Annotated in this window: 4 protein-coding genes; 1 reads left to right on the top strand and 3 read right to left on the bottom strand. The window is 61.1% G+C overall.

The window, feature by feature from the left end:
- Positions 1 to 63 precede the first annotated feature (63 nt).
- Genes WBF74_RS03490 through ileS form a run of 3 tightly spaced genes read right to left on the bottom strand, consistent with a single transcriptional unit; the run spans position 64 to position 4,107 of the window.
- Positions 64 to 663 carry a DUF3035 domain-containing protein gene (locus WBF74_RS03490; RefSeq protein ID WP_424435228.1) on the bottom strand — a complete coding sequence of 200 codons (600 nt, stop codon included), beginning with the start codon at positions 661 to 663 and terminating at the stop codon, positions 64 to 66.
- Between the two features lie 29 nt (positions 664 to 692).
- Positions 693 to 1,226: a signal peptidase II gene (lspA, locus tag WBF74_RS03485; RefSeq protein ID WP_424435225.1), complete on the bottom strand. Its 534-nt coding sequence runs from the start codon at positions 1,224 to 1,226 to the stop codon at positions 693 to 695.
- Positions 1,227 to 1,242: 16 nt separating this feature from the next.
- Positions 1,243 to 4,107 (bottom strand): isoleucine--tRNA ligase, encoded by a 2,865-nt coding sequence (ileS, locus tag WBF74_RS03480; RefSeq protein WP_424435223.1) that lies wholly within the window; start codon positions 4,105 to 4,107, stop codon positions 1,243 to 1,245.
- Positions 4,108 to 4,352: 245 nt separating this feature from the next.
- On the opposite strand from ileS, the gene WBF74_RS03475 reads away from it, so the two are divergent.
- A complete protein-coding gene (locus tag WBF74_RS03475) occupies positions 4,353 to 5,120 on the top strand; it encodes a transporter substrate-binding domain-containing protein (RefSeq protein ID WP_424435220.1) in 768 nt (255 codons plus the stop codon).
- Positions 5,121 to 5,202 lie beyond the last annotated feature (82 nt).

Raw genomic sequence — 5,202 nt, 5'->3', positions numbered from 1 at the left:
ATATCGGGAACGGAGCACTCTTCCTCGGCAAAGGCTTGAGGTGTTCTGGAACGATTGCCCGGCCTAGAAGATGCCCGAGAGCCAGCCTTCCTTTTTCGGCTTGACGGTCGGCGTCTCACCTTCCGTCACAGGCTTGCCTTCGGCTTCGTTCCGCTGGATACGCTGAACTTCTTCCGACGGGTTGACGAGGCGCTCATCCGGCGGCGTACCGGGCTTGCGCCAGAAAATCACGTCATCGACGAAGGTCTGGTCACGCTCGACAAGGGAGCGCGTCTCGGCATTCACAACCTGCCGAATGCGCGGATCGGCCTGCGCCCCACCGGATTGCTGCAAAAGTATCTGCTCACCCGAAGAAATCGTGGAGCCATCGGCGGCAACAGCCTGGTCGCCAAGCAGGGCGCGCTGCGCAGTCACACCCGGCTGAATTTCCATTTCCTGCGGACGGGGCGCACCGGGCTGCGGCGGACGCAGCGAATAATCCGGCGGAATAACGAGCGGCGCCTTGGTTACGATCGCAAACTCATCCGGCGCTGTTTTGCCATAACCGAGCGTATCCCGGAGGCTTTCACCACCGCACCCCGTGAGCGCCACGGAAAGCCCGATAATGATACCGGCCTTTGCGCTCCACCCGAGGAACCGGGAGATTTCCGCTTCTTTGGTCACGTCGCAGTCTCCTTGGCGATGCTTTCGTGTCATCTGGCGTTGGTCTTTGGCGCTTCCGGCTTCCTGAACAGGCCCGGCCAGACCGATTCGAGAATGATGAGCGCCACGCCCAGCGCTATCCACACATCGGCTATGTTGAAGATATACCAGTAAAATCCGAAGGCGTGGAAACTAAAAAAGTCCGCCACCGCACCATAGGCAATGCGGTCATAGACGTTGCCAATGGCCCCGCCGAGGATAAGGCCGATGGCGATGGCGATGGCGCGCAGATCCACCCGCGCCAGCCAGAGCGCGAGGCCGATGCTCACCGCCATTGCAAAACAGACAAGAATGACGACGCCGGTTCCCGTCTGCGCTTCAAAGAGGCCATAGCTCACCCCCTTGTTCCACGCCATGACGAGGTCGAAAAAAGAGGTCACCTCCACCCGGCCCCGGGCGGGAATGTCATAGATGTGGAGCATCCACCATTTATGCAGCCGGTCCGAAGCGAACCCCGCCAGTGCCACGGCAAAGCCCAGAAATGAGAGGGGCCCCCAGAAGGTTTCGCGGCTCAGGCGGGTCATGCTTCTTCCTTTCGGCTCAGCTTGTGGCGGCGCGGGCGTCGAACTCCCTCACCGCTGCCGCATCGCGCAATGACAGATCGGGATAATCCGGGTCACTGCCCACTTCCGGCAGGATACGCCATGAACGCGCACATTTGCGCCCCTCGGCGAGTTTCGGCACCACGGCAACGCCCGGCACATCATCAAGCCGCCAGGCCTCTGCCGGGCCTTCGCCTTCGATAAGTGTAGCCTGGCTCGTGATCGCGATTTCGGCGAGATCGACGCCCTTCATCGCTTCGATGAGTTCGGGCCGCGAGACATAGACCTCGGGGGCCGCCTCAAGGCTTGCACCGATCCGCTTCTCGCGGCGCTCCACTTCGAGCGCGCCCGTTACCACGCGGCGAAGCTCGCGGACCTTTTTCCACTTCTCCGACAGCGCATCATCACGCCAGTTGGCAGGGATTTCCGGGAAGGTGCGCAGATGCACCGAATCCGTGTCCGAGGGGAAGCGCGTCAGCCAGACCTCTTCCACCGTGAAACAGAGCACCGGCGCGAGCCATGCTGTCAGGCAAGAGAAGAGATGGTCGAGCACCGTGCGGCAGGCGCGGCGGCGAAGCGAGGACGGCGCGTCGCAATAAAGCACATCCTTGCGGATATCGAAGTAGAAGGCGGACAGTTCGACATTCATGAAAGTCGAGACGGATTGCGTCACGCGCTTGAAGTCGTAATCGCTGTAAGCCTTGCGAACGAGTACATCAAGCTCGGCAAGGCGGTGCAGCACCACGCGCTCAAGCTCCGGCATGTCGGCCACTTCGACACGCTCCGCATCATCGAAGCCCGCGAGATTGCCGAGCAGATAGCGGAATGTGTTGCGCAGTTTCCGATAGGCTTCGACATTCGATTTGATGATGTCGTTGCCGATATTGTGGTCTTCCCAATAGTCGGTCGAGGCAACCCAGAGGCGCAGAATATCGGCGCCGTTCTGCTCCACGATCTTTTGCGGAGCAATGACATTGCCGAGCGACTTCGACATTTTCCGGCCTTTCTCATCCATGGTGAAGCCATGGGTGAGAACCTGCTTGTAGGGCGCGCGGCCGCGCGTGCCGACACTTTCAAGCAGCGAGGACTGGAACCAGCCGCGATGCTGGTCCGAACCTTCAAGATAGAGATCGGCAGGAGACGGCAGGCCACGGCCTTCGAGCACGAAAGCATGCGTGGAGCCTGAATCGAACCAGACATCGAGAATGTCTGTCACCTTCTCCCATTCATCGGCATTGTATTTGCTCCCAAGGAACTCGGAGGCCGGGCGCTCGAACCAGGCATCAGCGCCTTCCTTCGCAACCGCCTCGACAATACGCGCATTCACTTCCTCGTCGCGGAGAAGCGACCCATCGCTCTTGCGTACAAAGATTGTCAACGGCACACCCCAGGCGCGCTGACGCGAGAGCACCCAGTCGGGTCGCGTCTCGACCATGGAATAGATGCGATTGCGGTTGCGCGCCGGCACCCAGCGCACTTTCTCGATTTCTTCCAGCGCCACCTGACGGAAAGGCTTGCCGCCCGCCGCTTCAACCGGCGCATCCATCGACACAAACCATTGCGGCGTGTTGCGGAAGATGAGCGGTGCTTTCGACCGCCATGAATGCGGATAGGAATGCGTGACCTTTCCCTGCGCGAGAAGCGCACCGGCCTTTTCAAGCTCTTCGATCACGGCGGCGTTGGCGTTGCCTTCCTTGCCCTGCCGCGTCAGCACGAACTTGCCTGCAAAAAGCGGCACATGGTCGTAATAGACGCCTTCTTCATTCACCGTTTCGGGAATGTCCTTCGCGCCGAAATTCTCGACCCAGATGAAATAGTCGTCCTGACCGTGGCCGGGCGCCGTATGGACAAAGCCCGTACCGGCTTCTTCCGTGACGTGATCGCCTGCGAGAAGCGGCACATCGAAATCATAGCCCTTCCCGCGGAAGGGATGCGCGCAGGTGACGCCTGCAAGCTCATCCGCCGTCACGTCGCGGAGTCGTGTCCATTCCTCGATCTTCGCGTCCTTGCGCACCTGCTCGGCCAGCGCATCGGCAAGCACGAGCTTCTCGCCCGTCGCCTTCACCTCATAAAGCCCATAGGCGATTTTCGGCGAATAGGAGATCGCGCGGTTCGCGGGGATGGTCCAGGGGGTCGTCGTCCAGATGACGATGGCAGCGCCGCTGAGCGCATCGCCCTTCACGACCGGAAACTTCACCCAGATCGTGTGGCTGACATGGTCGTGATATTCGACTTCGGCTTCCGCGAGCGCGGTCTTTTCCACGACCGACCACATGACGGGTTTCGAGCCGCGATAGAGCGAGCCGTTCATCAGGAACTTCTGGAATTCCTCGACGATCTTCGCTTCCGCATCGAAAGACATTGTGAGGTAGGGATTGTCCCACTCGCCCGACACGCCGAGCCGCTTGAATTCCTCGCGCTGCACATCGACCCAGTGCTGCGCGAATTCGCGACATTCGCGGCGGAACTCGAGTGCGGGCACTTCGTCCTTGTTCAGCCCCTTCTTGCGATACTTCTCCTCGATCTGCCATTCGATTGGCAGGCCATGGCAGTCCCAGCCGGGTACATAAGACGCGTCCTTGCCCATCATCTGCTGCGAGCGAACGACCACATCCTTCAGGATCTTGTTCAGCGCATGGCCGATATGGATGTTGCCATTCGCGTATGGGGGGCCGTCATGCAGGATGAAGGTCTCGCGGCCCTTCGCCGCTTCACGCAGGCGCTTGTAGAGGCCGAGCTTCTCCCAGCGGGCAAGCCATTCCGGCTCGCGCTGCGGCAGCCCTGCCTTCATCGGGAAGTTGGTGGTGGGCAGAAAGATTGTGTCGCGGTAGTCGCGGCCGGTCGGCGTATCTTCGGTGGACATGAACGGTCCCAGCTATTCGGGGTTGCGCGATGGAATTAAGGATTACCCGGCTCCTGCCCCCGGACCGAAAGGGTCCGTCAGCGGCAGTCCGGGTCTGTAATTCGCGCTTCTATGAGGGGAACGGGGCTGCCCATTCCCGGCTTCAGCATGAGCATTTTCATGGGCGCGTTTCTAGCAGCCGGTCCCTTAACAGTCCAGTAATGGCCGCCTTCCGGCTGGCCCCGACCAGGCCTATAGTCCGCCCCATGCGCCAGATCCTTGCCCTTCTCGCCCTCACTTTCCTGCTTCTTGCCCCCGCCGCACGCGCGGAAAGCCCGGTCCTTGCCGGGATAGCCCACTCGGGCGAGGTGCGCGTGGGGCTGACGGGCGATTACAAGCCCTTTTCCTGGGAGGAGCCGGAGGGACATTTTGAGGGGATGGACGCCGATATGGCCGCTGCCCTTGCCCGCGATCTCGGCGTCCGGCTCACCATTACCCGCACAAGCTGGCCCACACTGATGGATGACCTTGCCACGGGGAAGTTCGACATCGGTATGGGCGGCATTTCCATCACCGAGGCGCGGCAGGAAAAGGCACTGTTCTCGATGCCGCTGCTGAGCGATGGCAAGGCCCCCGTCGCCCGCTGCGCGGATGCCGAACGCTTCCGCACGCTGGACGGGATCGACCGCGAAGGCGTGCGCGTCATCGTGAACCCCGGCGGCACGAATGAACAATTCGCCCGCGCGAACATCCATCGCGCGACGCTCATCCTCCACAAGGACAACGCCACCGTCTTCGATGAAATCGCTGCGGGCCGCGCCGATGTGATGATGACGGATGCCATCGAAACGCGGATTGTGGCGAAGGAGTATCCCTCCCTCTGCGCGACCAGCCCCGACGCGCCCTTCACCAGAGCAGAGAAGGCCTATCTGCTGCCGCAGGATGCCGCTTGGAAAGCCCGCGTCGATGACTGGCTCGCCCGGATGGAAGCGAACGGGGAGAGGGCGCGGATTTTCGCAAAGTGGGTGGAGTGAAAATCAGGAAGTAAAGTCGTGGATGGCCCGGACAAGCCGGGCCATGACGAAAAAAGGGGAGGTCATAGGACGAGTTACAGGC

The sequence above is a fragment of the Parvibaculum sp. genome (genome assembly GCF_049672805.1).
GTDB lineage: Bacteria > Pseudomonadota > Alphaproteobacteria > Parvibaculales > Parvibaculaceae > Parvibaculum.
The sequence above is the reverse complement of the archived record's forward strand: the minus strand, read 5'-3'. Positions and strand labels throughout refer to the sequence as shown.

Excerpts from the sequence above, each read along its gene's own strand:
- lspA (WP_424435225.1), bottom strand. The coding sequence starts at position 1,226 with ATGACCCGCCTGAGCCGCGAAACCTTCTGGGGGCCCCTCTCATTTCTG.
- ileS (WP_424435223.1), bottom strand. The coding sequence starts at position 4,107 with ATGTCCACCGAAGATACGCCGACCGGCCGCGACTACCGCGACACAATC.
- WBF74_RS03475 (WP_424435220.1), top strand. The coding sequence starts at position 4,353 with ATGCGCCAGATCCTTGCCCTTCTCGCCCTCACTTTCCTGCTTCTTGCC.